At 72.0% G+C, this 25,647-nt stretch carries 21 protein-coding genes, 1 other RNA gene and 1 pseudogene; 17 read left to right on the top strand and 6 right to left on the bottom strand.

Going from position 1 to position 25,647, the window contains the following annotated elements; translation table 11 throughout:
• Both B4E97_RS01795 and B4E97_RS01790 read right to left on the bottom strand, forming a co-directional pair.
• On the bottom strand, positions 1 to 327 hold the full coding sequence (locus tag B4E97_RS01795; RefSeq protein WP_286955804.1) for an MFS transporter: 327 nt from the start codon (positions 325 to 327) through the stop codon (positions 1 to 3).
• Positions 328 to 499: 172 nt separating this feature from the next.
• Positions 500 to 1,216 (bottom strand): FadR/GntR family transcriptional regulator, encoded by a 717-nt coding sequence (locus tag B4E97_RS01790; protein ID WP_286955803.1) that lies wholly within the window; start codon positions 1,214 to 1,216, stop codon positions 500 to 502.
• A gap of 155 nt (positions 1,217 to 1,371) precedes the next feature.
• On the opposite strand from B4E97_RS01790, the gene B4E97_RS01785 reads away from it, so the two are divergent.
• The 11 genes from B4E97_RS01785 to B4E97_RS01735 all read left to right on the top strand — a co-directional run bounded on the left by B4E97_RS01785 (position 1,372) and on the right by B4E97_RS01735 (position 13,598).
• Complete coding sequence (locus B4E97_RS01785) at positions 1,372 to 1,944, top strand: gluconokinase (protein WP_050993353.1); 573 nt, start codon at positions 1,372 to 1,374, stop codon at positions 1,942 to 1,944.
• 121 nt (positions 1,945 to 2,065) lie between these two features.
• Entirely contained in the window at positions 2,066 to 3,451 is a 1,386-nt protein-coding gene (locus tag B4E97_RS01780) for a GntP family permease (protein ID WP_029211553.1), read from the top strand.
• A gap of 102 nt (positions 3,452 to 3,553) precedes the next feature.
• On the top strand, positions 3,554 to 4,312 hold the full coding sequence (locus tag B4E97_RS01775) for an AAA family ATPase (protein ID WP_019287683.1): 759 nt from the start codon (positions 3,554 to 3,556) through the stop codon (positions 4,310 to 4,312).
• 37 nt (positions 4,313 to 4,349) lie between these two features.
• A complete protein-coding gene (gene prfB, locus B4E97_RS01770; RefSeq protein WP_019287684.1) occupies positions 4,350 to 5,465 on the top strand; it encodes a peptide chain release factor 2 in 1,116 nt (371 codons plus the stop codon).
• Between the two features lie 121 nt (positions 5,466 to 5,586).
• Positions 5,587 to 5,877 (top strand): hypothetical protein, encoded by a 291-nt coding sequence (locus B4E97_RS01765; protein WP_019287685.1) that lies wholly within the window; start codon positions 5,587 to 5,589, stop codon positions 5,875 to 5,877.
• 173 nt (positions 5,878 to 6,050) lie between these two features.
• Complete coding sequence (ftsE, locus tag B4E97_RS01760) at positions 6,051 to 6,830, top strand: cell division ATP-binding protein FtsE (protein ID WP_286955801.1); 780 nt, start codon at positions 6,051 to 6,053, stop codon at positions 6,828 to 6,830.
• Positions 6,827 to 7,738 (top strand): permease-like cell division protein FtsX, encoded by a 912-nt coding sequence (ftsX, locus tag B4E97_RS01755; RefSeq protein ID WP_019287687.1) that lies wholly within the window; start codon positions 6,827 to 6,829, stop codon positions 7,736 to 7,738. The genes ftsE and ftsX overlap by 4 nt, the downstream gene beginning before the upstream one ends.
• A gap of 201 nt (positions 7,739 to 7,939) precedes the next feature.
• Entirely contained in the window at positions 7,940 to 9,346 is a 1,407-nt protein-coding gene (locus B4E97_RS01750; RefSeq protein ID WP_029211549.1) for a peptidoglycan DD-metalloendopeptidase family protein, read from the top strand.
• 131 nt (positions 9,347 to 9,477) lie between these two features.
• Positions 9,478 to 9,957 (top strand): SsrA-binding protein SmpB, encoded by a 480-nt coding sequence (gene smpB, locus B4E97_RS01745; RefSeq protein WP_019287690.1) that lies wholly within the window; start codon positions 9,478 to 9,480, stop codon positions 9,955 to 9,957.
• A 91-nt stretch (positions 9,958 to 10,048) separates the two neighbouring features.
• Positions 10,049 to 12,097, top strand: a complete 2,049-nt coding sequence (locus B4E97_RS01740; RefSeq protein ID WP_205621849.1) for a DUF2207 domain-containing protein — start codon at positions 10,049 to 10,051, stop codon at positions 12,095 to 12,097.
• A gap of 160 nt (positions 12,098 to 12,257) precedes the next feature.
• On the top strand, positions 12,258 to 13,598 hold the full coding sequence (locus tag B4E97_RS01735) for a DUF2207 domain-containing protein (protein ID WP_286957161.1): 1,341 nt from the start codon (positions 12,258 to 12,260) through the stop codon (positions 13,596 to 13,598).
• Between the two features lie 109 nt (positions 13,599 to 13,707).
• On the opposite strand, the gene B4E97_RS01730 is transcribed toward B4E97_RS01735, so the two are convergent.
• Positions 13,708 to 17,094: a pyruvate carboxylase gene (locus tag B4E97_RS01730; protein WP_286958469.1), complete on the bottom strand. Its 3,387-nt coding sequence runs from the start codon at positions 17,092 to 17,094 to the stop codon at positions 13,708 to 13,710.
• 225 nt (positions 17,095 to 17,319) lie between these two features.
• Positions 17,320 to 17,904 (bottom strand): AMIN-like domain-containing (lipo)protein, encoded by a 585-nt coding sequence (locus B4E97_RS01725; protein WP_029212910.1) that lies wholly within the window; start codon positions 17,902 to 17,904, stop codon positions 17,320 to 17,322.
• 284 nt (positions 17,905 to 18,188) lie between these two features.
• Here B4E97_RS01725 and B4E97_RS01720 point away from each other — a divergent pair, with 284 nt between their 5' ends.
• From B4E97_RS01720 to B4E97_RS01710, 3 genes are all read left to right on the top strand, one after another.
• Entirely contained in the window at positions 18,189 to 19,466 is a 1,278-nt protein-coding gene (locus B4E97_RS01720) for an MFS transporter (RefSeq protein WP_286958466.1), read from the top strand.
• Between the two features lie 59 nt (positions 19,467 to 19,525).
• Positions 19,526 to 20,575, top strand: a complete 1,050-nt coding sequence (locus B4E97_RS01715; protein ID WP_286958465.1) for a 3-hydroxyisobutyryl-CoA hydrolase — start codon at positions 19,526 to 19,528, stop codon at positions 20,573 to 20,575.
• A gap of 125 nt (positions 20,576 to 20,700) precedes the next feature.
• Complete coding sequence (locus B4E97_RS01710; RefSeq protein ID WP_286958464.1) at positions 20,701 to 22,047, top strand: MFS transporter; 1,347 nt, start codon at positions 20,701 to 20,703, stop codon at positions 22,045 to 22,047.
• A 131-nt stretch (positions 22,048 to 22,178) separates the two neighbouring features.
• On the opposite strand, the gene B4E97_RS01705 is transcribed toward B4E97_RS01710, so the two are convergent.
• Positions 22,179 to 23,105 (bottom strand): isoaspartyl peptidase/L-asparaginase family protein, encoded by a 927-nt coding sequence (locus tag B4E97_RS01705; protein WP_286958463.1) that lies wholly within the window; start codon positions 23,103 to 23,105, stop codon positions 22,179 to 22,181.
• Positions 23,106 to 23,619: 514 nt separating this feature from the next.
• Here B4E97_RS01705 and ssrA point away from each other — a divergent pair.
• Positions 23,620 to 23,985: a transfer-messenger RNA gene (gene ssrA, locus B4E97_RS01700) on the top strand.
• A 103-nt stretch (positions 23,986 to 24,088) separates the two neighbouring features.
• Here ssrA and trxA read toward each other — a convergent pair.
• Entirely contained in the window at positions 24,089 to 24,547 is a 459-nt protein-coding gene (trxA, locus tag B4E97_RS01695; protein WP_019287701.1) for a thioredoxin, read from the bottom strand.
• A 70-nt stretch (positions 24,548 to 24,617) separates the two neighbouring features.
• On the opposite strand from trxA, the gene B4E97_RS01690 reads away from it, so the two are divergent.
• Positions 24,618 to 25,001: a VanZ family protein gene (locus tag B4E97_RS01690; RefSeq protein WP_286957179.1), complete on the top strand. Its 384-nt coding sequence runs from the start codon at positions 24,618 to 24,620 to the stop codon at positions 24,999 to 25,001.
• Between the two features lie 310 nt (positions 25,002 to 25,311).
• Positions 25,312 to 25,647: pseudogene (locus B4E97_RS01685) on the top strand (DEAD/DEAH box helicase); the annotation flags it as partial.

Here is a 25,647-nt window from a genome sequence, read left to right as displayed (position 1 = left end):
TCAGGCGGTCGCGAGCTCCCGCGTTCGCGGCCCGAAGAAGGCGAGGACCAGCGCTCCGACGAACCAGGTGGCGGCGATGAAGGAGAACACCGAGCGATAGCCGGACGAGGTGTAGATCGAGGTGATGACCAACGGGCCCGCGGCGTTCGACAGTCGACCGAGTCCGTAGCTGAATCCCGTCCCGAGCGAGCGGGCGTCGGTGTCGAACAGCTCGGGCGAGTAGGCGTAGGCCAGGGACGTGTAGCCGCGCTCGAAGAGGTTGACCAGGAACCCGAAGGCCACGATCAGGACCGGCGTGAACATCAGGCCGTAGAAGAGGCCGCTCACCCCGATGATCACGAGCTCGGGCGGCCCTCACGGTGACACGCGCGCAACCGGGCCGTCTCGGGCCATTCCACCTCACGGAATCCACGGATGGGCCTGGCCGCAGACTCAGTGCCCAGCGTCGCGCCGGCCGCGCGCCTGGTCGTGCCCCCTGGCCGTATGCCGGCGCCCGCTGTCAGGATCCGACGACGGCGGCAACCGCGGCGGCGGCCTCGTCGATGATCTCCTGCATCGCCCGCGTCGCCGCGAGCGCGTCGCCGGACTGGATCGACTGGGCGACGTCGCCGTGCAGGCGGATCGCCTCGGGGTTGGGGTCGACGGGCATCAGGTCGTGGTGGGTGCGCCCGGCGAGGACCTCGGCGACCACGCCGTCCAGGGCCGCGAGCATCTCGTTGCCGCTGGCCCGCAGCAAGGTGGTGTGGAAGACGACGTCCGCCTCGAGATAGGCCTCGAGGTCCTGGGCCTTGGCCCAGCGGGCCATCTCCATGACCGAGCCGACCAGCGTCCCCGCCTGCTCGGGGGTCGCGTGCTGCGCCGCGAGGCCGGCCGCGATGGGCTCGATCCCGGCGCGGAGCTGGTTGAGGGAGCGCAGCTGCTCGGCGCGGTCCTGCTCGGTGCCGTCGAGGCGCCACCGGATGATGCGGGGGTCGAAGACCTGCCACGCCGACCGCGGCTGCACCGTGATCCCCACCCGGCGGCGGGTCGCGATCAGGCCCATGGCCTCCAGGACGCGGGCTGCCTCACGGACGACCGACCGCGAGGTGCCGAAGCTCTCCTCGAGCAGGTCGGCCCGCAGGACCGTGCCCGGCGCGTGCTCCCCGGAGACGATGGAGCGACCGAGGCGCTCCACCACGATGTCGTGCAGGCTGGATCGGGAGGGTGCGGGGGGCATGGCTCGATCGTCCCACACAGTGACGTTTGGCAGCCCATACGGGTCAATCGTCATACATATTTTGCCCAAGGTCTTGAAATCGTCTGCCTAGAGGTTGCATGCTGGTGCCCTCGACGCGCGACGAGGCGTGTCCCCAAGACCTGGAGGCTTCGACGATGAGCTCCTCCGACATCGGCACGGACGGCGCGCGGACCCGCGCCCCACGTGTCGTCGTCATGGGCGTCACCGGCTGCGGCAAGACCACCGCCGGTGCGGCCCTCGCGCAGCGGCTGCGCGTCCCGTTCGCCGACGCGGACGACTTCCACCCCGAGGCCAACGTCACGAAGATGGCGGCCGGCATCCCCCTCGACGACGACGACCGCAGCCCCTGGCTGTTCCGCCTCGCGACCTGGCTGCGCGACCACGAGGAGACCGGTGCCGTCATCGGCTGCTCCGCCCTCAAGGTCAAGTACCGCGACATCCTGCGCAGCGGCGCCCCCGAGCTGACCTTCCTGCACCTGCACGGCGACCGCGAGGTCGTGGCCGCGCGGGTCGCCGGACGCCCGGGCCACTTCATGCCCGCCTCCCTCGTCGACTCGCAGTACGACACGCTCGAGCCGCTCCGCGAGGACGAGGCGGGCGTGGCGATCGACTTCGCCCTGCCCGTGGACGTCATCATCGACGACTACGTGCGGGCCTTCCCGGCCCAGGCCGTGCCCGGCGACCCCGTCGTGCCCGCCGCCTCCTGAGGCATCCGCCCCCGAGGCCCCCACCACTACGTCATACGGACCGCTCCAGCACCACCCGACCCACCCTCTCGATCGCCCCCGCGACGACGAAGAGCCCTGACAGACAAGGATGTCGCCCAGCATGACCACCACCCTGATCTCCCTGGCCCAGGCCGGGGAAGCAGCCGCCGCGATCCCCGCGGGCCGCCTCATCCCGGCCGCGCTGATCGGCATGGCGCTGATCGTCCTGCTCATCACCAAGTTCAAGATGCACCCCTTCCTCGGCCTGACCATCGGGTCGCTGGCCGTGGCCGCCGTCGCCGGGCTCAACATGAACACCGCCGTCGAGTCCTTCACCAAGGGCTTCGGCTCGACCGCGGCCAGCGTCGGCACCCTGATCGCCCTCGGTGCGATCTTCGGCAAGCTGATGGCCGACTCCGGCGCCGCCGACGAGATCGTCGACACCATCGTCGGCAAGGCCTCCCCGGCCGCGCTGCCGTGGGCGATGGCCGGCGTCGGGGCCCTCATCGGTCTGCCGATGTTCTTCGAGATCGGCCTCGTCCTGCTGATGCCGGTCATCTACCTCGTGGCCCGCCGCTCCGGCCAGTCGCTGATCAGGATCGGCATCCCGACCCTGGCCGGCCTGTCGGTCATGCACGGCTTCGTGCCGCCGCACCCCGGCCCGCTCGCCGCCATCGGCGTCCTCAAGGCCGACCTCGGCCTGACCCTGGCCCTCGGCGTCCTGCTCGCGATCCCCGCCCTGATCGTCGCCGGCCCCGTCTTCGGCACCATCGCCGGCCGCTGGGTCGACGTGCCCGCGCCGGACCTGTTCGAGTCCCGCGAGGACACCACCGGTCGTCGCCCGGGCTTCGGCATCACGCTGTTCACCGTGCTGCTGCCCGTCGTCCTCATGATGGGCAAGGCGCTCGCCGACATCCTGATCAGCGACAAGAAGAACCTGATCCGCGTCAGCCTCGACTTCCTCGGCACCCCGCTGATCGCGCTGCTCATCGCGGCGCTCGTCGCCATGTGGACCTTCTCGCGCGGCGCCGGCTGGACCCGCGCCGAGCTCACCAAGAGCGTCGAGTCCTCGCTGCCCCCCATCGCGGGCATCATCCTGATCGTCGCCGCCGGTGGTGGCTTCAAGCAGGTGCTGGTCGACACCGGCATCGGCAAGCTGCTCGCCGACGGGATGGCGAGCTCCGGCCTGTCCGTGCTGCTCCTCGCCTGGCTCGTCGCCGTGGTCATCCGCCTCGCGACCGGCTCCGCGACGGTCGCCACGGTCACCACCTCCGGCATCGTCGCCCCGCTGGTCGCCGGCATGGGCAGCGGCGAGACCTCGCTGCTGGTCCTCGCGATCGGCTCGGGCTCGCTGTTCTTCTCGCACGTCAACGACGCCGGCTTCTGGCTGGTCAAGGAGTACTTCGGCCTCAAGGTCTCCGAGACCATCAAGACCTGGTCGATCATGGAGACGCTGATCTCCGTGATGGGTCTGCTCTCGGTCCTGGTCGCCTCGCTGTTCGTCTGAGGCAGGTCCGCGCAGAGTGGTCGCGGATCCGACGTCTGGAGGCTCCTGACGTCGGATCTGCGACCACTCTGGCGTTGACCGCTGATGGGGGAGCATGGCCGTATGACGCCGCGCCGCCCCACCGCCCAGGCCTGGCACGACGTCCGGCTGCCGCTGCGGAGGGTCGAGGCGCGGGTCACCGGCGAGGTGCCGGAGCGCCGCGACGACGTCTGGCCGTTCGACATACCGGCCGTCGCCCAGCTGCTGCGGGAGGGGCTGGACCTGGGTCCGGCCACCGTGCTGGTGGGGGAGAACGGCGCGGGCAAGTCGACGCTGGTCGAGGGGATCGCGATGGCCTACGGCCTCAACCCCGAGGGCGGGTCGACCGGGGCACAGCACACGACGCGGCCCAGCGAGTCGCCGCTGCACCAGCACCTGCAGCTGGTGCGGCACGCGGGGTCGGCGACGCGGTGGGGGTTCTTCCTGCGGGCCGAGACGATGCACTCCTTCTACACCTACGTCGACGGGATGTTCGGCGAGGACTTCCACGGTCGCTCGCACGGCGAGGGCTTCCTCGACCTGTTCACCGGGCACCGGTTCACCGACAAGTTCGGGCTCTACGTCTTCGACGAGCCGGAGTCTGCGCTGTCGTTCACGAGCCAGCTGCACCTGCTGGCGGTGCTGCTCGGGCTGATGGAGCGCGGCGACAGCCAGGTGCTCCTGGCGACGCACTCGCCGGTCCTCGCCAGCCTGCCCGGGGCGACGCTGCTGCAGCTCGACGAGGACGGCTACCGTCCCGCGGCGTGGGAGGACCTCGACCTCGTCGACCACTACCGCCGATTCCTCGACGGCCCCGAGCGCTACCTGCGTCACCTGCGCTGAGCGGGCGGTTTGCACCCGGGCGGTAGGCTGTTGCTTTGTGGCTGTCGACTTCTCCGAAGAGATCAAGAACCTCCGCGCGACCATGGCGTCGGTGCGTGAGGTGACCAACCTGGACGCGCTGGCGGGTCAGATCGCCGAGCTCGAGAAGCAGGCCAGCGCCCCCGACCTGTGGGACGACCCCGACGCCGCGCAGAAGGTCACGAGCGCCCTGTCCCGCGCCAACACCGAGCGCGACCGGGTCGTCGAGATGGACCAGCGCATCGAGGACCTCGAGGTGCTCGTCGAGATGGCGACCGAGGACGGCGGCGACGCCGACACCCTCGCCGAGTGCGAGCGCGAGCTGGTCTCCATCACCAAGGCCGTCGGCGAGCTCGAGGTCCGCACCCTGCTGTCGGGGGAGTATGACGAGCGCGAGGCCGTCGTCACGATCCGCTCGGGCGCCGGTGGCGTCGACGCGGCCGACTTCGCCGAGATGCTCATGCGGATGTACCTGCGCTGGGCCGAGCGCCACGGCTACCCGACCAAGGTCATGGACACGTCCTACGCCGAGGAGGCGGGCCTGAAGTCCGCGACCTTCGAGGTCAACGTGCCCTATGCCTTCGGCAACCTGTCCGTCGAGGCCGGCACGCACCGCCTCGTGCGGATCAGCCCGTTCGACAACCAGGGACGCCGCCAGACGAGCTTCGCCGCCGTCGAGGTGATCCCGCTGATCGAGACCACGGACACCGTCGAGATCCCCGAGAACGAGCTCAAGGTCGACGTCTTCCGCTCCTCGGGCCCCGGTGGTCAGTCGGTCAACACCACGGACTCCGCGGTCCGGATGACGCACATCCCCACCGGCATCGTCGTGTCGATGCAGAACGAGAAGTCCCAGATCCAGAACCGCGCGGCTGCGCTGCGCGTCCTGCAGTCCCGCCTGCTCCTGCAGAAGAAGCAGGAGGAGGACGCCAAGAAGAAGGAGCTCGCCGGCGACGTCAAGGCGAGCTGGGGCGACCAGATGCGGTCCTACGTCCTGCACCCCTACCAGATGGTCAAGGACCTGCGCACCGAGCATGAGGTCGGCAACACCTCGGGCGTGCTGGACGGCGACATCGACGGCTTCCTCGAGGCCGGGATCCGCTGGCGCCGCAACAAGGCCAACGACACCGAGTAGTCGACGCTGGGTAGTCGTCGTGGAGCACCGCGTCACCCGTGCGTCGTCCATCAGGCGGCATCCGGGTGGTGAGGCCCAGTATTCACTCCGACGTGACCTGACCGTGACCTAGGCTGACCCCATGGCACTGCTGTGGGGGGACTCGTCGGGTCGTGAGGTCGCGTTGCTGCGCCGCCGCGTCGAGCTGCTCGAGGAGCAGGTCGCCATGCTGGCCAAGTTCGCCGGCATGGACCCCAACCACCTGCCGCAGGCGCGCCCGGTGCTCGACGAGCAGGCCCAGCAGCTCGCCCTGCGCGGCCAGCGCATCGCGGCCATCAAGGTCCACCGCGAGACGCGCCACCTCGACCTCGTCACCGCCAAGGACGACGTCGAGGCCTTCCTCGCCGAGCACTCGCGGGCCAGCACCTCCTGACCCTCCTCCGCCGGCAGGTCCTGACGCATCGTCACCGCCGGTCGCCGTCCGCAACGCCGAGTCGGCAAGACGTGCGGCGCTCGTCCCCCCGGTCGGCCTAGGCTCGTCCTGTGCCGTGGGTCGCGACCTGACCCGGCGGCGGCCGACGGGACGAGGACGGGGCGCGCCACGCGATGATCAGGTTCGACCACGTGTCCAAGGTCTACCCGCGCACCACGCGGCCCGCCCTGGACGACGTCAGCGCCAGCATCGAGCGGGGACAGTTCGCCTTCGTCGTGGGCTCGTCCGGCTCCGGGAAGTCCACGCTGCTGCGCTTGGTGCTCAAGGAGGAGACCGCCACCTCGGGCCGGGTCCAGGTCGCCGGCCGTGAGCTCGAGCGGCTGCCACGCCGGGACGTGCCCGCCCTGCGCCGCGAGATCGGCTGCGTCTTCCAGGACTTCCGGCTGCTGCCGGCCAAGACCGTCACCGACAACGTGGCCTTCGCCCTGCAGGTGATCGGCGGTCGCCGCCGCGACATCCGGCGCCAGGTGGGGGAGACCCTCGAGATGGTCGGCCTGCAGGACCTCGGCCGCCGCCTGCCGCACGAGCTGTCGGGCGGCGAGCAGCAGCGCGTCGCCATCGCCCGCGCCATCGTCAACCGGCCCTCGATCCTGCTGGCCGACGAGCCCACCGGCAACCTCGACCCCGCGACGAGCCTGGACATCATCAACCTGCTCGACCAGATCAACCGCCGTGGCACGACCGTGCTGATGGCCACCCACGACGACGAGATCGTCAACGCCATGCGCCGGCGGGTGCTCGAGCTGGACGAAGGGCGGCTGGTCCGCGACGACGAGCGGGGCGAGTACGCCCTCACTCGCGCGACCGGGCTCCGCGGACCTGACGGCGGCGCGTCCCGGCATACGGCCCGGTCCACGGGCTCGCTCGAGCCCACAGAGGAGGGGGACCGATGAGGCTCGGCTTCATCCTCGGCGAGGCCTGGACCGGCCTGCGCCGCAACCTGTCGATGACCGTGTCGGTCGCCCTGGTCACCATGGTCAGCCTGCTGTTCCTCGGCATCGGCCTGCTGAGCTACCAGCAGGTCCAGACGATGAAGGGCTACTGGTACGACAAGATCCAGGTCTCGATCATCCTGTGCAACGCCACGTCCGCCGAGGCCGCGTGCTCCAAGGGCGCCGCCACCGACGCCGACCGCACCGCCCTCGAGAAGCAGCTCGACGCGATGCCGATCGTGCAGGAGCGCTACTTCGAGAGCCAGCAGGAGGCCTACGACCGGTTCAAGGAGCAGTTCCGCGACAACCCGCTGGTCCAGAGCACGCGTCCCGAGCAGCTCAAGGCGTCCTACCGCGTCCGGCTCAAGGACCCGCAGCAGTACCCCCAGATCACCAGCACCTTCCAGGGCTCCCCGGGCGTCGAGAAGGTCGAGGACCAGCGCAAGGTCGTCGAGCCGCTCATCGACCTGCTCAGCACGCTGACCGTCGCGACGATCGCGCTCGCGGGCGTCATGCTCCTCTGCGCCACGCTCCTCGTGGCGACCACGATCCGGCAGTCCGCCTACAGCCGGCGGCGCGAGACCGGCATCATGCGCCTCGTCGGGGCGGGCGCGGCCACGATCCAGGCGCCGTTCGTGATCGAGACGGTCGTCGCCTCGCTGCTCGGCGCGGCCCTGGCCACCGGTCTGCTGTGGGGGGTCCTCGCGTGGTTCGTCGGGCAGAAGGCCGGCCAGCTCACGATCCTCGGCGGCATCGCCGTCGTCGACCAGGGTGACCTGTGGCGCGTCGCGCCCTGGCTGTTCCTGACCGCCCTGGTCGTGGCCCTCCTGACCTCGCTGGTCACGCTGCGTCGTTATCTGCGCGTATGACGGACGGGGCCGCCGTCATTCTTAGGCCATTCGCATGGTCAGAGGTCGCGGACGGGTGACAAAAGCGTCTCGGGGAGGTTCCGTGCGAGGTCGGTGGTCGTGCGACTGCTGGTGCTGGTGGTACCAACGTGGAGGCGGTGTCGCTCGGCACCGACCTCGTGCTCGACCGCCATCGCCCCCGGAACCCCCAGGACGTCAGACATGAGCGTGCTCCACCGAGGCCGTCTCCATCGCGGCTCCGTCGCCCTGGCCTGTGCCCTCGCCGCCGCCCTCCCGGTGCTGCCGTCGGTCCTCCTCGCGGCGCCGGCGCACGCCGCCCAGGTGCGTGGCGACTCCGACGACGACCTGCGCGACCGCCGGTCCGCCCTGGAGCGGGACATGGGAACGCTCCGGGGGACGCTCGAGGTCACCTCCTCCGCCCTCGCCGACGCCTACGCCGAGCTCGTGACGGCGGAGCGCCAGCTGCCCGGGGCGCGTGCCGCCGAGGCGGCCGCCACGTCCGCCCTGGAGGCGGCCCGTCGTCGCGACGCCGAGCTGGCCGCCCAGCTCGAGCAGGCGCGCGCCGACGAGACGACTGCCCGTGACGACCTGGCCCGCACACGCGCCTCCATGGTGTCCGCGACCGAGGCGATCGGCCAGGTCGCCAGCGAGATGCAGGACCCCGGCGCCGAGCTGCGCGACCTGTCCCTGCTCGTCGAGGCCCAGACCCCCGACGACCTCTACACCCGCTACTCCGTCCTCGAGGCCGTCGGGTCCGTGCGTGCCTCGGCGGCCCGCGACCTCGCCACGGTGCGCGCCGCCGAGACCTCCAAGCAGGCCCGCCTCAAGGCCGTCCGCGCACGCGTCGCCGAGCTCAAGACCGAGTCCGCCGACAACGTCCGCGGCCGCGAGAACGCCCAGGCCGACGCCGCCGCCGCCCGCACCCGCGTGGAGCAGCTCGTCGCCACCACCGCCCGCGCCAAGGCCGCCGTCGAGGCCCGCAAGGCAGACGAGACCGCCAGGCTGGCCCAGCTGGACCGGGAGGCCGACGCCGTCCGCACCGAGCTGGCCGACCGGGCCGCCCGCGCCCGGGCGGCGGCCGCCGCCGAGGCCGCCGAGCGCGCTCGACGCGCCGCCACCGACGCGGACCGCGCCCGCCAGGCCGCCGACGCCGCCCGCCGCGGCCGCCCCGCACCGCCACCCGTCGAAGCGCCGGCCGCCAACCCCGCACCGGGGGGCGGGATCCTCGGCCGCCCCGCGACCGGAGGCATCACGTCGCCGTACGGCATGCGCCAGCACCCCGTCCTGCACGTCTACAAGCTGCACACGGGCACCGACTTCTCCACCGGGTGCGGGGCACCGATCTACGCCGCCGCCGACGGCCGGATCATCTCCGCCGGGTTCAACACCGGCTACGGCAACCGGATCATGGTCGAGCACGGCACCGTTCGAGGACGCGATCTGGTGACGACCTACAACCACCTGACGTCCTTCGCCGTGCAGGGCGGCGCGGTCCGCAAGGGGCAGCTGCTCGGCTACTCGGGCACGACGGGCTACTCCACCGGCTGCCACCTGCACTTCGAGACGATCGTGGACGGGCGCTTCACCAACCCGATGGAGTGGCTCTGACCCTCGGCCGGGCGGGCGGCCACGCCTGGCGGCGGCCGCGGTCGGCATACGGTCTCTGCAGCCGGTCTGTCGCGGGGCGCCTCGAGAACTCGCTCCGGGGACCAGGTGACCGGCAGGTAGACTGGGACGCTATGGCCAAGGAGCAGGGCACCAAGGTGATCGCGCGCAACAAGAAGGCGCGCCACGACTACCACATCGAGGAGACGTGGGAGGCGGGCATCGTGCTGTCCGGGACCGAGGTGAAGTCGCTGCGGCAGGGGCGCGCCAGCCTCGTCGACGGCTTCGCGCAGGAGTACAACGGCGAGCTCTACCTCGAGGGCGTGCACATCCCCGAGTACTCCCAGGGCACCTGGACCAACCACGCCGCCCGCCGCCGTCGCAAGCTGCTCCTGCACCGCGACGAGCTCCGCAAGATTTTTGCCTCCTCGCAGGAGAGCGGCCACACCATCGTGCCGCTCGAGCTGTACTTCAAGGACGGCCGCGCCAAGGTCGAGATCGCGGTCGCCAAGGGCAAGAAGCTCTACGACAAGCGCCAGACGCTGCGCGAGCGGCAGGACAACCGTGAGGCGGCACGGGCGATGTCCAACGCGTTCAAGCGCGGGCGCGGCTGACACATCGACGGGCCGTCGGCGGATCCGGGGGAGCGGTTCGGATAGATTCGCCGTCAGAGGTCCGTCCAGCCAATTCCCGAGGGGGTACGACGTGACGCGTCCGGCGAGCACGATCCGACCAGGGGGAGCACCCCCGAGCTCGCGCGTCCGGCGCGTCCCGGCCCGCTCGCTGCCCCGGGTGCTCGCGGTCCTCGCGATCACCGTCTGGGCCCTCCTGCTCGGGGCCGGGCCGTCGTTCGCCGCCTCGGGCGGTGACCGGGTCACCCGTCTCGTCGTCGACTACGTCGTGGACGCCCAGGGCGGCGTCTCGGTGACGGAGACCTATGACTACCAGTTCAACACCAGCGGCCGGCACGGCATCGAGCGGACGGTCGCGACGGCACAGGGCTACACCCCGGCCGAGGAGACGTCTGCCGGCTCGGAGGGTTCTGGCGGGGCGACCTCGCAGGAGCGGCACTACGAGATCAGCGACATCTCGGCCAGCAGCCCGAGCGGCGCCCCGGCCCAGCTGAGCGTCCGCGACCAGGGCGACGCCACCGTCATACGGGTCGGGTCGCCCAACCGCACCGTCTCCGGGGCCGAGCGCTACGTCCTCAAGTACCACCTCGCCCACGTCGTCAACGAGCAGAAGGACGGCGTCGAGCTCTACTACAACGTCCTCGGCAACTCCTGGCGCGTGCCCTTCGACGCCGTCGAGGTGACGGTCCGCGGGCCCGGCTCCAGCGCCGTCAGCAAGACCGCCTGCTACTACGGCACCTTCAAGAGCGACACGCCCTGCCAGTCGACGCCGGGCAACCCGGCCCGGTTCAGCGCGCAGAACCTCGAGATCATGCAGAACATGAGCATCGTCGCGCTCCTGCCGCGCAGCGCCTTCACCGACGTCAGCAAGGACGTCCGGGACGCCGGGTCCGCCGGCTCGGGCGGCCCCTACATCTCGCCGGAGTCGGCGCGGGTGCGGACCCTCAGCCAGCTCGGCATCGGTGTCGGCGCGCCCCTCCTGGCACTGGCCGGCATGGGCGCCCTGGTCTGGCGACGAGGGCGGGACGAGCGGTATGTCGGGCTGGCCCCCGACACGCTCCCGGCCCCGGGGCAGGAGGTGCCGACGACGCGTGGCGGCAAGGCGCCGGTGACGGCGGTGCGGTTCAACCCGCCGGACAACGCGACCCCGGGACTCATCGGCACGATCTACGACGAGCACGCGGACACCATCGACGTCTCGGCCACCGTCATCGACCTGGCGGTGCGCGGCTACCTGCGGATCGAGCAGACCCAGGACGGCGGCCGGTTCCAGACCTCGGACTGGCGGCTCGAGTACCTCGGCACCCCCAAGGTGGGCGATCGCGGGCTGCTCAAGTACGAGCGCACCGTGCTCGACGGGATCTTCGCCTACGGCACCCCCGTGATGATGTCCGAGCTCAAGAACCACTTCTCGGGCACGCTGGCCATCGCCAAGCAGGAGATGTACTCCGAGACCGTGCAGCGCGGCTGGTTCCGGCAGTCGCCGGAGCGGGTGCGCCAGGGCTTCGGCTGCCTGACCTGGTTGCCGTTCGCGCTGATCTTCGGGTGGATGTTCTTCGGGGCCGGCTCCTTCGCGGGCGCCCTGACCAGCGACAGCATCGCGGGCTTCGACCTGCCCGTGCCCTCGGTCATGGTCGCCGCGGCCGGCCTGTTCTCGGTGCCGTTCATCATGCGCTGGCTCATCAAGAAGCTCCCGGCCCGCACGGCCGACGGCTCCGCGGTGCTCGAGCAGACCAAGGGCTTCCGCGAGTACCTCCTGACCGCCGAGGCCGAGCAGATCAAGTACGACGAGGCCCTCGACATCTTCAGCCGCTACCTGCCCTACGCGGTGGTGTTCGGCGTGGCCGATCGCTGGGCGCAAATCTTCGCCAAGGTCGCCGAGATGGCCCGGATGGACGGCTATGACGTGGGTGTGCCGACCTTCTACATCTGGTACGGCGGCGGCTTCGGCGGGTTCGGTGACTTCGGGCACGCGGTCGACTCGTTCTCGACGTCGGCGGCGGGCACCTTCACGTCCACGCCGGGCTCCTCGGGGGGCAGCGGCTTCGGCGGGGGCGGCTTCGGCGGGGGCGGGGGCTTCTCCGGTGGCGGCGTCGGCGACGGCGGCGGCGGCTCCTGGTGACCTACCCCCGGTAAAGGCATCGACCGGCCTTCGTTCGCCAGGCTGATGGACCTACCGCCGGTAGAGGCATCGACCGGCCTTCGTCCGCCAGGCTGATGGACCTGCCGCCGGTAGGTCCAAGGAGGCGACGACAGATGCAGGCAGCCAGGGGGAGAGAGCGATGAGCTGGACGACCAGGATCGCGAGCGTCGGCAGGGTGGGCGGTCTCGACAGCGCCGCCAGCATCGACATCGGGTTCCTCGTCCTCGGGGTGGCCCCGCTCCTGCTCGTCGCCGTCGTGCTCGTATGGTTTCGGCGGCGCCGCCGCGACGAAATGTTCGTCGGCGTGACACCCGGCGAGCTGCCGGCGACCGGGGACGGCATACGGACCCGACGGCTCGCAGGCCCGGGAGAGTGGCGCGGCCCGGTCGCCGTGAGGTTCGCCCCGCCCGACGACGTCACGCCCGGCATCGCGGGGACGGTCGTGGACGGGCGCGCCGACCAGGTCGACATCAGCGCCACGATCATCGACCTCGCCGTCCGCGGCCACCTCACCATCACGGCCGTCCACCCGCAGGGCGCCACCCGGGCAGCCAGCCCGACGGCCACCCCGCCCGGCACGGACGAGCCCTCGACCGCCGTCGACTGGGAGCTGACCCGCGCCCCCTCGCCATCCGGCCGGCTGCGCCCGTTCGAGGCCGAGCTGCTCGGCGAGCTCTTCGCGAGCGGCCCCGTGGTGCGGCTGTCGGCGCTCAAGGGGTCCTTCGGGATGACCTTGCGGCGGGCGCAGATCGGGCTCTACCGCGAGGTCGTCGATCGCGGGTGGTACGCCAAGCACCCCCAGGACCGCAACAAGCGCCTCTGGTGGCTGGGCATCCCCATGCTCCTGCTCGGCCTGCTGGTGCTCGGGGTGATGCTGATCGACCTGGTGACGGTGCGGCGGTTCGGGCCGCTCGAGGTCGTGCCCGGGCTGGGGCTCGTGGCGTCGGCGGCGCTGCTGCTGTGGGGCGGTCGTGGGCGCACGCCCCGCACGGCGGCAGGCACGGCGGTGCGGGTGCAGACCCTCGGCTTCCGCGAGTACCTCACCACCGCCGAGGCCGACCAGATCCGCTTCGAGGAGGCGCGGGACGTCTTCTCGCGCTATTTGCCCTACGCGATCGTGTTCGGCTGCGCCGAGCGGTGGTCGCGGATCTTCGGCGAGGTGGCGGCGCGGGCGCACCTCGCAGGGGTGGCCGACGTGGCGTTCGACCTCGACTGGATCCACGGCGTGGGGCTGCTCGCCGACGTGTCGCACCTGGGGCTCGACGTCGTGCGGGTCGTCGACGCGTTCGACGGGCCGGGGCTGGTCGACGTCGGCGCCGGGCTTGGCGGCCTCGGTGACCTCGACCTGGTCGACACCCTGTCCAACGGCCTCGGCGAGCTCGCCTCGGGGGTGGGGGAGTTCGTGTCCTCCGCGGGCGACCTCGTGGACGGGTTGGACGGGTGCGGCGACGGGTGCGACCTCGGTGGGTGCGACTTCTGAGCCGTATGCCGGACCGGGCGCGACGTCATACGGGCGAACCAGGATCCGCCCGGGTTGGTCACATCGGCCTGGCGTGCGAACCCAGGTCGATGTGACTACCTGAGGGAGGTCACTCGACGACGACGATCAGGTCCCCGCCCTCGACGGCCTGCGTCGCCCCGATCGCGAGCCGCGACACCCGACCGGCGACCGGCGTGGTGATGGCGGCCTCCATCTTCATCGCCTCGATCGTGGCGACCTGCGCGCCGGCCGCGACCTCGTCGCCCTCGCCGACCGCCAGGGTCACAACCCCAGCGAACGGCGCCGGCACGTGCCCCGGCCGGGTCGTGTCGGCGCGCTCGGCGGCCGCGACGTTGGACTTCACGGCCTCGTCGCGCACCTCGATCGTGCGCATCTGGCCGTTGATGGTGACCATGACGTTGCGCATGCCGCGCGCGTCCGCGTCGCCGATCGCCGTGAGGCCGAGGAGCAGGGTCTTGCCCTTGTCCATCTGCACCTCGTGCTCCTCGCCGACCGCCAGGCCGTGCAGGAACTCGCGCGTGTTGAGCACCGACAGGTCGCTGAACGTGTCGCGTGCCGCCACGAACTCCTTGGTGGGCCCGGGGAAGAGCAGGCGGTTGAGCGTCATCCGAGGCTCGTCGGCGAGGGCCTGCTCGTCCTCGCCGGACAGCTCGGTCTCGACGGGCTTGGTCCGCCGGCCCTCGAGGGCCTTGGTGCGGAACGGCTCGGGCCAGCCGCCGGGCGGGGTGCCGAGGTCGCCGTTGAGGAAGCCGATGACCGAGTCGGGTATGTCGAACTTCTGCGGGTCCGCCTCGAACGCCGCCGGGTCCGCGCCCGCACCCACGAGCGCGAGCGCGAGGTCGCCCACGACCTTGGACGACGGGGTGACCTTGACGATGTTGCCGAGGATCCCGTTGGCGGCGGCGTACATGTCCTCGATGGCCTCGAACCGGTCGCCGAGCCCGAGCGCGATCGCCTGCTGGCGCAGGTTGGACAGCTGCCCGCCGGGGATCTCGTGGGTGTAGACGCGACCGGTCGGGCCGGCGAGCCCAGATTCGAACGGACCGTAGAGCCGGCGGATGGCCTCCCAGTAGGGCTCGAGGTCCATGACGGCGTCGAGGTCGAGCCCGGTGGCCCGGTCGGTGCCGTCGGTGGCCGCGACCAGCGCGGACATCGAGACCTGGGAGGTGGTGCCGGCCATCGAGGCCGCCGCCACGTCCACCGCGTCGACGCCGGCGTCGATCGCCGCGACGAGCGTGGCGAGCTGACCGCCGGCGGTGTCGTGGGTGTGCAGGTGCACCGGCAGGTCGAAGCGCTCGCGCAGCGCCCGCACGAGCTGGGCGGCGGCCGGCGCGCGCAGCAGACCCGCCATGTCCTTGATCGCCAGCACGTGGGCGCCGGCCTCGACCAGCTGCTCGGCGAGGCGCAGGTAGTAGTCGAGGGTGTAGAGCTGCTCGCCCGGCGAGAGCATGTTGCCGGTGTAGCAGAGCGCGGCCTCGGCGACGGCGTGGTCGGTCTCGCGCACGGCCTCGATCGCGGGGCGCATCTGGTCGACGTTGTTGAGGGCGTCGAAGATGCGGAACACGTCGACGCCCGTGCGGGCCGCCTCGGCCACGAAGGCGTTGGTCACCGACAGCGGGTAGGGGGTGTAGCCCACCGTGTTGCGCCCGCGCAGCAGCATCTGGATGGGGAGGTTGGGCATCGCCTCGTGCAGCTTGGCCAGCCGCTCCCAGGGGTCCTCGAGCAGGAAGCGCAGCGCCACGTCGTAGGTCGCGCCGCCCCACGCCTCCACCGAGAGCAGCTGCGGCAGCATGTGCGCGACGTAGGGCCCGACGTGCAGCATGTCCCGCGTCCGGACGCGGGTCGCGAGCAGCGACTGGTGGGCGTCGCGGAAGGTCGTGTCGGTGACGGCGACGGAGGTGCGCTCGCGCAGGGCTCGGGCCCAGCCCTCGGGGCCGAGGTCGAGCAGCTGCTGGCGCGAGCCGGCGGGCGGCTCGGCGCGCAGCACGTCCTCGGGCAGGTGCGGGAGCTTCTCGCGGGCGGAGCGCTCGGTGCGCTGGGGGCCGTGGGGCTGGTTGACGGTGATGCCCGCGAGGTAGGTCAGCAGCTTGGTGCCGCGGTCGGCGGGCATGCGGTTGTCGAACAGCGAGGGCCGCTCCTCGATAAAGCTCGTCGTGATGCGCCCCGCGATGAAGTCGGGGTCGCTGATGAGCGACTCGAGGAAGGTGATGTTGGTGGAGATGCCGCGGATGCGGAACTCCTGCAGCGCCCGCTGGGCCCGCTGCACGGCGGTCGCGAAGTCGCGCCCGCGACAGGTGAGCTTGACCAGCATGGAGTCGAAGTGCGCGCCCACCTCGGCGCCGTCGAACACCGTGCCGCCGTCGAGGCGGACGCCCGCGCCGCCGGGGGAGCGGTAGACCATGATGCGGCCGGTGTCGGGGCGGAAGCCGTTGGACGGGTCCTCGGTCGTGATGCGGCACTGCAGCGCCGCGCCGCGCAGCCGGACCGAGTCCTGGGCGAGGCCCAGCTCGGCGAGCGTCTCGCCGGCGGCGATACGCAGCTGGCTGGACACGAGGTCGACGTCGGTGACCTCCTCGGTGACGGTGTGCTCGACCTGGATGCGGGGGTTCATCTCGATGAAGACGTAGCGCCCGTCCGGTCCGAGGAGGAACTCGACGGTCCCGGCGTTGACGTAGCCGATCTGGCGCGCGAACCGCACCGCGTCCGCGCACATCCGGTCCCGCAGCTCGGGGTCGAGGTTGGGGGCGGGGGCGACCTCGACGACCTTCTGGTGGCGACGCTGCACCGAGCAGTCCCGCTCGAACAGGTGGATCGTCTCGCCGGTCGCGTCGGCCAGGATCTGCACCTCGATGTGGCGCGGGGAGACGACGGCCTCCTCGAGGTACATCCGGTCGTCGCCGAACGCGCTGCCCGCCTCGCGCTGCGCCTCCACGATCGCGGCCTCGAGCGCGTCGGGGGAGTCGACCTTGCGCATGCCGCGTCCGCCGCCGCCGCTCACGGCCTTAACGAACAGCGGGAACCCGATCTCCTCGGAGGCCGCCACGAGGGTGGCGACGTCGTTGCTGGGCTCGCTGTCGTGCAGGATCGGCAGCCCGGCCTCCTCGGCGGCCTTGATGGCGCGGGCCTTGTTGCCGGTGAGCTCGAGCACGGTGTGCGCGGGCCCGACGAACGTGATGCCCTCCTCCTCGCAGCGCTGAGCGAGGTCGGGGTTCTCCGACAGGAAGCCGTAGCCGGGGTAGATCGCGTCGGCTCCAGCCTCCTTGGCCGCCTTGACGATGCCCTTGACGTCGAGGTAGGCCCGGACCGGGTGCCCTTCCTCGCCGATCTGGTAGGCCTCGTCGGCCTTGAGGCGGTACTCCGCCTTGCGGTCCTCGTAGGGGAACACGGCCACGGTCGTGATGCCGAGCTCGGTGGCGGCGCGGAACGCCCGGACGGCGATCTCACCACGGTTGGCGACGAGGACCTTGCGGAACATGGGGTGCTCCCTCGGGGAGTGGCTGGACAGGCAGCCGGCCGGGCGGGCCGGCCGGACTCTGCGGCCAGCCTAGGGAGCGGGGGTCGGCCCGTCCTGGTCAGTCCGTATGACGGGAGCGATTGCCCGTCGTGCGCTGCGGCGACGGGCGACGGGCGACGCGCGATGGCCGGGGACAGGAGGGGCATCGCCCGACGCGCGGGCGATGCCACTCCGTGACGCACCCGCCTACCAGGTGTGGGCGACGTCCACCACCAGGCGTTGCCTGGTCGCGTCCTTGACGACGAACGCCCGCATGGGCAGCCGCGCCCGGGTCCCCACGCCGAAGGTGGTCTGCCCCTCGAAGGATCCGCCGAAGGCGATCTGGCGGAAGGTGCTGAAGCCGGAGACGCGGACGGCCTCGAGGCGGTTGGCCGGCCGATAGGTCGGGCGCCCCTCGGGGGTGTAGGCGGGCGCCTGCACCGTGACGACGAGGTCCGCTGCCCCCCGCAGCGGGATCGTGTCGCCCTTGGCGATGTCCGTGAACCGGGACCGGTAGCCGACGTGGTAGCCGACGGTGCGGGTCGAGGCCGGTCCGAGGTCGACGACCAGGCGGTCGAAGCAGGCGTGCCGGCCGGCCCGGGCGCCGAGGACGCGGACGTCGGCGGTGCTGGTGGAGGCCTCGTCCAGCGACCCCCACGTCGTGGCGCAGGCCGAGCGGGTGGTGGGTGCCGCGGTCGCGGGACCGGTGGTGAGGACGGCCAGGCTGGTGGCCGCCGTCAGGACGGCAGCCGCGGCTGCCGCACCCGACGTCAGGTGATGGGTGGTTCTCATGTCTACGTCCCCCATGGATGCAGGTCGCCCGCCGCGAGGTCGCGGGCACGGGCGGCGCCGGCCGGGGCGTTGCGCCGACCGACGGCGAGGGAGGCCGGGGCGTGCTGCCGGGCCTCGGGTGGCGCCAGGGCAGGCAAGCCGGTGTGGCCGGGGGAGACGAGGCGTCGGTCTCGGCCGCCGAGGCGGCCGGTGGGTTGCAGGCACCCGTCGCGTGGCGACGGGTCTACTCCAGGATAGGTCCCAGGGCGTCTCAGGGGAAGGCCTGCAGCCGGTAGGTTCGGGTGGTGACGATCGACGCCGACCGCTACCTCGCCGGGAGCCCGGACCGGGTCGAGCTGCAGCGACGCACCGTGCGGACGCTGGCCGTCACCAACGCCGTCGGCGGGGTCGGCGTCACGACCGGGATCACGGTCGCCTCGCTGCTGGCCGCGGACGTCTCCGGGCGCGAGGAGCTCGCCGGCCTCAGCCAGACCGCGCAGGTGGCGGGGACCGCGGTGGCGGCATACCTGCTGTCCCGCGTGATGACCCGGCGGGGCCGTCGGGTCGGGCTGTCGATCGGCTATCTCGTGGGCGCCACCGGTGCGCTGCTGTGCGTGCTGGCCGGGGTGATCCGCAGCTTCCCGCTCCTGCTGGTGGCGGCGGCGCTGTTCGGCGCAGCCAGCGCGTCCAACTCCCAGTCTCGTTTTGCCGCCACGGATCTCGCCAGCGACCAGCACCGTGGCCGGGACCTGTCGATGGTCGTGTGGGCCACCACGATCGGTGCGGTGCTCGGCCCCAACCTCGCCGACGTCGGCGGGACCCTCGCGACGCGGCTGGGCCTGCCGGCGCTCACCGGAGCGTTCCTGATCACGGCGGTGGCGCTGGGCGTCACCATCGGGCTGCTCTCCCTGTGGCTGCGCCCCGACCCGCTCGCCGTGGCCCGCGCGGTCGCCGACCACGAGGAGCGCGCCGCGGCGGCGGCCGGGGCGACGCGGGTGGAGGTGCCCTCGGCCTGGCGCGTCGTGCGGACCCACCACACGGTCGGCGCGTGCGTCGTGGCGATCGCCCTCGCCCACACGGTCATGGTGTCGGTGATGATCATGACGCCGATCCACATGCGCCACGGCGACGCCAGCATCCGGCTCATCGGGCTGACGATCAGCGGCCACATCCTCGGCATGTACGCCTTCTCCCCGCTCGTCGGCCGCCTCGTCGACCGGTGGGGCGGCTGGCGGGTCGTGCTCGCCGGCGCGGTGATCGAGGGCGCGTCGATCGTGGCCGCCGCGACCACCCACGAAGGCGCGTCCTGGCTGCTCTCGGCCGCGTTGTTCGGCCTCGGGCTCGGCTGGTCGTTCGCGCTGATCGGGGCGTCCTCCGCGCTGGTGGGCGCCACCCCGCTGGGCGCCCGGGCGCCGGTCCAGGGACTCGCCGACCTGGTCATGGGGCTGACCGCCGCCGTGGGCGGCGCCCTGGCCGGGGTGATCGTCGGCTGGCTGGGCTACCCCGCGCTCGCGCTGTCCTGCCTGCCCGCCGCGGCGGTCGTGGGTGGGTGCGGGCTGCTCGTGCGGCGGGCCGCGCGATAGGTTCGTCATGGAGCCATAGCAGGTCAGCGTCGATCCCCGTTGTCAGCAGGAGAGTCCGTATGCCGGAAGAAGCCCCGACCACCGCCACGCCGCGCCCCGGGCACACCGACGAAGTCCTCTACGAGCGCCGTGGGGCGCTGGGCCGGATCCTGCTCAACCGGCCCCGGGCCATCAACTCCCTCACCACCTCGATGGTCGACTCGCTGCTGGCGCAGCTGCACGACTGGGGTGGGGACGACGAGGTCGCCAGCGTCAGCATCGAGGGCGTCGGACCCAAGGGGCTGTGCGCCGGCGGCGACATGCGCGCCGCGCGCGAGGCGACCCTCGAGGGACGTGACGATGCCGTCGTGTTCTGGGACCACGAGTACCAGGTCAACGCCGCCATCGCCACGTACCCCAAGCCCTACGTGGCGTTCATGGACGGCATCGTGATGGGCGGAGGAGTGGGCGTCTCCGCGCACGGCTCCCTGCGCCTCGCCACCGAGCGCACGCGACTGGCCATGCCCGAGACCGCGATCGGCTTCTTCCCCGACGTCGCCGGCTGCTGGTGGCTCGCCAAGGCGCCGGGCGAGCTCGGTCCCTACCTTGCCATGAGCGGTGCGTCCATGACCGGGGCGGACGCCGTGGCAACGGGATTCGCGGACGCGCTGATCTCCTCCGACGAGATCCCCTCTCTCCTCGACAGACTCGCGGCGGGGGAGCGGCTCGACCCCTCCGTCGGTGACGTCGACCCGACGAGCCCCCTTGTCGCGCAACGCGGCTGGATCGACGAGTGCTTCGCCGGCGACGACCCAGCGGTGATCCTGGGGCGGCTCGAGGCGCATGGCAGCGAGGAGGCCAGGCAGTGCGCCTCCGACATACGGACCAAGTCCCCGCTGTCCGTCGCCGTCGCGCTGGAGGCGGTGCGCCGGGCCGCCCGCATGCGCAGCATCAAGGAGGTGCTGCAGCAGGACCGGGTCCTCGGCCGGCACTTCTGGGAGCGGTCGGACATGCCCGAGGGGGTGCGCGTGGTGCTCGTCGACAAGGGCAAAGGGGCGCCGCCGCAGTGGCTCTGGGACCGTGTCGAGGACGTACCCCACGACGTCGTGCAGGGCATGTTCGTCCGCTGAGGGCGCTAGGGTGACCACGTGATCCGGACGGTATAGAGGCGCCAGCACCACCCACCCTCGTCGGTGGGTGGATCGCCGTGCCCTCTGCCCTGGCCGCACCGCGGCCCCACCCATCGGAGTCACCCATGTCCGGCACCGCCGTTGCCGGGAGCTATCGCACCCTCCTCGCTGATCCCGTCGTCGCGCGCACCTTCGTGCTCGCCCTGGTCGGTCGACTCGGGTATGCCGTGCTCCCGCTCACCTTCTTGTTCACCGTCCGCCAGTCCACCGACAGCTTCGCCACCGCGGCCGCCGCCATGGCGGTCTTCGGCTCGACGACCCTCGTCATGCCGGTGCAGGCCCGCCTCGCCGACCGGCACGGCCAGCGCGTCGTGCTCACCTGCGTCGCAGCGGGATTCGTGCTCGTCCTCGGCGCCGCGGCACTCGTCGCCCGCGGGTCTGGGGGCGCCCCTGCGGCAGCGTGGCTGGCGATCTCGGTCCTGCTCGGCCTCACGGCGCCGGCCCTCGGGCCCTCGATGCGGGCGCAGTGGCGCTGGTTCGTGCCCGAGGGGCCGGCGCGGGTCAAGGCCTACTCGCTCGACGCTGTCTGCGAGGAGACGCTCTATCTCGTCGGCCCCGTCGTGGCCGCCGCCGTGCTCGCCCGCGGACCCGCCTGGCACGGGCTCGTGCTCGTCGCCGGGCTCATCGCGGTCGGGGCGGCCGGCCTCGTGAGCTCCCCGGCCGCGACCGTCACCGCGGCCGCGGCCGTGGCTGCGGCAGCTCCTAGGCGCGCGAATGACCTGGGCGGGACCGGCAACTCGCCCGCACCCAGCGACGCACCCCGACCCAGCGACGCACCCCGACCCAGCGACGCACCCCGACCCAGCGACGCACCGGCGTCTGGAGGCGCCGCGGCGCCAGGACGGCGGGGTTCACCCCTCGGACTCGCCGGGATGCGGCGGCTGCTCGCCCTCATGGCGGGCTTCGGGTGCGCGAGCGCGTTGATGTACACCGGGGTAGCCGCCCGCGCCGACGCCGCCGGGCACCCGGGCTGGGCGGGCTACGTCGAGGCAGCCGTGGCCGCCGCCTCCGTGATCGGCGGCCTCGCGTGGGGCGCCCGACGGCACCGGCGTGCCTGGCCGGCGCAGCTCGCGGGAACCCTTGCCCTGCTGGGGATCTCGCTGTGCGTGGCGTCGGCGATGACGTCGTGGTGGCTGCTTGGCGTCGTCCTCGTCGGGGCGGGCCTGGCAGTGTCGCCGAGCTACACCGTGGCCTTCGTGGCGGCCGACGCGGAGACGCCCCCGCACCTGCGCACCGAGGCGAGCACGTGGGTGAGCACCATCACCAACCTCGGCTCGTCCGGCGGCACCGCCCTGGCCGGCGTGGTGGTCGGGGCCTGGGGCGCGGGTGCGCCACTCGCCGTGGCCGGAGTCGTGGCCCTGGTGGCTGCCGCAGCGGCCGGCAGCCTGGCCGCGACCCCCTCCCGCAGCTAGCCCACGCGACAAGAGTGCTGTCTGCCCGCACCTTTGTGCGCTCGCAGCTCACGAACTGTCGGTTTCCAGCCCGGAATCCGTGCGTTCGTGAGCTGCGAGCGCACGAACCTCCGCCTCAGCGCGGGATCGGGTCAGCCGATGGCGGTGACGGGGCCGGTGCCGACGTCGTGGCCGCGGTACATGCCGGGGGAGTTGAACGCCAGCACCACCTCACCCGCCGGGGTCACCGCGATCAGCCCGCCGTCGGCGCCACGCGCACCCACGAGCTCGTCGATGGTCTCGCGCACCGCCGTCGCGAGGTCCTGGCCACCCCAGCGCAGCCGCGCGTGGATCTCGTGCGCCACCGCTCCGCGGACGAACAGCTCGCCCTGACCCGTGCACGACACCGCGACCGTCGCGTCGTCCGCCCAGGTCCCGCACCCCACGAGCGGGGTGTCGCCGACCCGGCCGGGGAGCTGCGCGGTGATCCCGCCCGTCGAGGTCGCGGCCGCGACCCGCCCCGACCGGTCCCGCGCGACCGCACCGACCGTTCCGTGCTTGTACTCCAGGAAGGACGACGTCTCCTCCAGCATGCGGCGACGGGCCTCGGTGACGTAGTAGTCCGGCGACACCACCTCGAGACCCCACTGCTCCAGCAACGCGGCAGCGGGGGCTGCCATCAGCACGTGGTCGGTCTGCTCCATGACGGCGCGCGCGGCCATGACGGGGTTGCGGGGGCCGTTCGCGCAGGTCACGGCCCCGGAGCGGGAGTCTCCGGTCATCACGCAGGCGTCGAGCTCGGCGGTGCCCTCGACCGTCAGGGCGGCACCACGACCGGCGTTGAAGCACTCGCTGTCCTCCAGCACCCGCACGCTGGCGCACACCGCGTCAAGCGCAGCCCCGCCCTCGTCGAGCACGGCGCGGCCTGCGGCGACGGCGGCGGACAGCGCAGCCGTCGCGGCCGCGGCCTGCTCGGGCGACAGTGAGGCGGGGTCGACGCCCGCCCCGCCGTGGATCGCGACGGCCGGGCCCTCGCCGGCCGGCAGGTGGGTGAGCTGGACAGGAGGCTGCGGCGTCATACGGCCATTGTCGTATGACGACCCCGCCGCCATGCTCCTGGACGGGGCACTGGCCGGGACCGGACGTCGGGGCGGGCGAGTCTTGTCACGTTCGTTTAGTTGTCCATCTGGCTCAGCAACGGGGTGAGCAGCGCGCGCGGAAGGCCCACGAGGGCAACCATCTACTCCCGCCTCGACACGCAGACCGAGGAGCTCCGCACCCGCCTGGGGGGTCTGCCGACACCACACGAGTCCGAGTGCGTCTGGTCCGACATCTGGCATCTCGAGGCCCACCACTCCACGGCGCTCGAGGGAAACCTCGAGGCGACCCACGCAGCGACGGACAGTGGCTCTCCACGAGCAGAGCCGTGGAGCAGTACATGGAGTCCCGACCCCGCTCGGGCTGACGCGGGAATCGCGGTGGAGCGCCGCGCGTTGCGACAGGTAGACTCCACGTCTGACCTGGGCCCCGTGCGCAGGTCGTTGATTGACAAGTCCACAGCGTGACGTGCCCGCCCCTCACCGGGACCCCCTTGGGGGTGATCGGTTTCGACGTTGGTCGATCTGTCAGGGGAAGCGGGCCGAGGATGCTGAGTTATCTCGTTAACGCCCTCAGCAAACCAATAGGTGCCAATTCCAAGCGCACCGACTTCGCCCTCGCCGCCTGAGCGAGTCCGAAGTCTGTCAGCCTAGGTGTGATCTCGGCCTAGGGTCTGGCATCAGCTAGAGATCTTGCTGCACGCCGGTGTCGGGACGGCGTGCGGGACTCCTTCTCGACTGGGCCTGTCAGGGGACGTGTGCGTGCGAGCCCTGAGGCCGAGAAAATCCTTAGCGCACTGCGCCCGGAGAAGCCCTGGTGCGTCGTCAGCGGACGCGGGTTCGATTCCCGCCACCTCCACCAGATCGGGCACGTCACGCCGTGGACCTGCAGCACAAGGCCCCCTCGCCTCCACCAGGAGACCGAGGGGGCCTTGTCGTCATACGGGCTCGTATGCCGGAAGGGCTCAGACGGAGGGGATGTCCGCGGGGCCGCTGCCGGGGGTGGCGCTCTGACCGGCGGCACCGGGCTGACCCGGCTGCTGGGCGAGCTGCGCCTCGGCTGCGGCGACCTGCTGGGCGTACTCCCGCTTGACCGTCTCCATGTCGAGCGACTTGATCTGGGTGATCAGGTCCTCGAGGGCGTTGGCCGGCAGGGCGCCGGGCTGCATCAGCAGCGGCACGCCCTCGCGGAAGGCCATGATCGTGGGGATCGAGGTGATCTGGAGCATCGCGGCGAGGCCCTGCTCCGCCTCGGTGTCGATCTTGCCGAAGACGACGTCCTCGTGCTTGTCCGAGGAGGCCTCGAAGACCGGGGCGAACTGCTTGCAGGGGCCGCACCAGTCGGCCCAGAAGTCGTAGAGGACGATGTCGTTGTCCTGGATGGTCGACTCGAAGGTCGCTTCCGTGATCTGACGGGTGCTCATGGGCCGTGCAACGAGCGACGTCCGGCGAGCATTCCCCGGACGGGCGCCGAGATCACTAGCCTGGCGCCCCATGGACCGCCCTCGTCGCACCCGAGCCGTGCTGCTGATCGCCTTCGCGCTGGCGGTGGTGGTGCAGCTGGTCGGCCTCTACTGGCCCAGCCCGCCGGCGGCCGTGTCGGCGCTCGCGGGGTGGGACAAGGTCACGCACGCGCTGATGTTCGGCCTGCCGGTGCTCGCCGGCCTGGCTGGCGGCCTGTCGCGGGTGCCTCTGGTGCTGGTCAGCGTCGCGCACGCGCCCGTCTCGGAGTGGCTGCAGGGGTCCGTCCTGCCCCACCGGTCCGCGGACTGGCGCGACGTGCTGGCCGACCTGGCGGGCATCGTCGTCGCGGTGGCCCTGTGGTCGGTCATCGGCGGACAGGACCGGGCGCGGTCGGGCGCACGGTCGGGCACCTGATAGACTGGCGTCAGCAGTCTCGCTTGTGCGGCTCGCGTCGACCGGTCCTCGGACCACCACGACGTGGCCGTGGCGCACCGTCCGGATGGACAGGGCCCCAGCTAGGTCTGGGCAAGCCACAGGGGTGACCGACCCCCGATATTTTCTTGGCCGCTCAGCAGGAGCGGCCCACGAGAAGCGAGACGCAGCCGGCGGCAGCACGTCGACCGGCCCGACCGGGCTCCCAGCAGCGGAGCCTGAGGCTCGCCTTCATCGTTGCCCTCGCCAGGTGGCTCGAAGCGTGCCTATCGACCACCCAGCTAGGAAGCTCATGTCCCCTCAGTCCTCTGCCGGCGCGCCCAAGAAGGCCCGTTGGAGCACCTCCAAGAAGCTCGAGGCCCGTCGTGGCCCGAGCAAGCCCCACCGCGGCCAGGGCCCCACCGGCGGCCACGACGAGCGTCGCCCCTACAACCGCGACGAGCGGTCGTATGCCGAGCGTGGCCCCCGCAGCGAGTCCCGCGACGAGCGCGGCCCCCATCGCGAGTTCAACCGTGACGAGCGCCCGCAGCGTGGTGGCTTCGACCGCGGTGAGCGTCGTCCGTTCGACCGCGACGACCGTTCGCAGCGCGGTGGATTCAACCGCGATGACCGTGGTCCGCGTCGCGAG

This window comes from Arsenicicoccus sp. UBA7492 (genome assembly GCF_002479615.1).
Classification (GTDB): Bacteria; Actinomycetota; Actinomycetes; order Actinomycetales; family Dermatophilaceae; genus Arsenicicoccus; species Arsenicicoccus bolidensis.
The sequence above is the reverse complement of the archived record's forward strand: the minus strand, read 5'-3'. Positions and strand labels throughout refer to the sequence as shown.

Excerpts from the sequence above, each read along its gene's own strand:
- B4E97_RS01790 (WP_286955803.1), bottom strand. The coding sequence starts at position 1,216 with ATGCCCCCCGCACCCTCCCGATCCAGCCTGCACGACATCGTGGTGGAG.
- B4E97_RS01785 (WP_050993353.1), top strand. The coding sequence starts at position 1,372 with ATGAGCTCCTCCGACATCGGCACGGACGGCGCGCGGACCCGCGCCCCA.
- B4E97_RS01780 (WP_029211553.1), top strand. The coding sequence starts at position 2,066 with ATGACCACCACCCTGATCTCCCTGGCCCAGGCCGGGGAAGCAGCCGCC.
- B4E97_RS01775 (WP_019287683.1), top strand. The coding sequence starts at position 3,554 with ATGACGCCGCGCCGCCCCACCGCCCAGGCCTGGCACGACGTCCGGCTG.
- B4E97_RS01765 (WP_019287685.1), top strand. The coding sequence starts at position 5,587 with ATGGCACTGCTGTGGGGGGACTCGTCGGGTCGTGAGGTCGCGTTGCTG.
- ftsE (WP_286955801.1), top strand. The coding sequence starts at position 6,051 with ATGATCAGGTTCGACCACGTGTCCAAGGTCTACCCGCGCACCACGCGG.
- ftsX (WP_019287687.1), top strand. The coding sequence starts at position 6,827 with ATGAGGCTCGGCTTCATCCTCGGCGAGGCCTGGACCGGCCTGCGCCGC.
- B4E97_RS01750 (WP_029211549.1), top strand. The coding sequence starts at position 7,940 with ATGAGCGTGCTCCACCGAGGCCGTCTCCATCGCGGCTCCGTCGCCCTG.
- smpB (WP_019287690.1), top strand. The coding sequence starts at position 9,478 with ATGGCCAAGGAGCAGGGCACCAAGGTGATCGCGCGCAACAAGAAGGCG.
- B4E97_RS01735 (WP_286957161.1), top strand. The coding sequence starts at position 12,258 with ATGAGCTGGACGACCAGGATCGCGAGCGTCGGCAGGGTGGGCGGTCTC.
- B4E97_RS01730 (WP_286958469.1), bottom strand. The coding sequence starts at position 17,094 with ATGTTCCGCAAGGTCCTCGTCGCCAACCGTGGTGAGATCGCCGTCCGG.
- B4E97_RS01725 (WP_029212910.1), bottom strand. The coding sequence starts at position 17,904 with ATGAGAACCACCCATCACCTGACGTCGGGTGCGGCAGCCGCGGCTGCC.
- B4E97_RS01715 (WP_286958465.1), top strand. The coding sequence starts at position 19,526 with ATGCCGGAAGAAGCCCCGACCACCGCCACGCCGCGCCCCGGGCACACC.
- B4E97_RS01710 (WP_286958464.1), top strand. The coding sequence starts at position 20,701 with ATGTCCGGCACCGCCGTTGCCGGGAGCTATCGCACCCTCCTCGCTGAT.
- B4E97_RS01705 (WP_286958463.1), bottom strand. The coding sequence starts at position 23,105 with ATGACGCCGCAGCCTCCTGTCCAGCTCACCCACCTGCCGGCCGGCGAG.
- trxA (WP_019287701.1), bottom strand. The coding sequence starts at position 24,547 with ATGAGCACCCGTCAGATCACGGAAGCGACCTTCGAGTCGACCATCCAG.
- B4E97_RS01690 (WP_286957179.1), top strand. The coding sequence starts at position 24,618 with ATGGACCGCCCTCGTCGCACCCGAGCCGTGCTGCTGATCGCCTTCGCG.